The organism is Streptomyces sp. DH12 (assembly GCF_020873895.1).
GTDB lineage: Bacteria > Actinomycetota > Actinomycetes > Streptomycetales > Streptomycetaceae > Streptomyces.
In genome coordinates, this window is sequence record NZ_JAHWGT010000915.1 from 1 (window position 1) to 469 (window position 469).

At 80.0% G+C, this 469-nt stretch carries 1 protein-coding gene; it reads right to left on the reverse strand.

The genetic code is table 11. The features are described from left to right. The coding region (locus LPA54_RS37760) for an ATP-binding cassette domain-containing protein (RefSeq protein WP_228984938.1) at positions 1–469 on the reverse strand (469 nt) is incomplete at both ends.

Here is a 469-nt window from a genome sequence, read left to right on the forward strand (position 1 = left end):
GTACCGTCGTCAGGCCCTCGCGCGCGGCGCGCAGCCGGTCGGCCACCAGGGCCTCGGTGTGCGCGTCGAGCGCCGAGGTCGGCTCCACCGCCAGCAGCACCTCCGGTCCTGCGAGCAGCGCCCGCGCCAGCCGGACCCGCTGACGCTGACCTCCGGACAGGCTGCGGCCCTGCGCGGACACCGCCGAGTCCAGCCCGTCGGGCAGTCCGCGCACCACGTCGTCGGCGGCCGCCGCGTGCAGCGCCCGCAGCACCTGTGCGTCGGACGCCCCGCCCCGGCCCGCGACCACCTCGCGCAGCGGACCCGCGAACAGCGCGGCCTCCGGGTCGGCCACCAGGATCCGCTCCCGCACCCGGGCCGGCGCGACCTCGTCCAGCCGGACCCCGCCCCAGGTGGCCCCGGACGGCGTGTACCGGCCCAGCCGGTCCACCACGGCCTGCGCGTCCGCGGGCCGGGCGCACACCAGCGC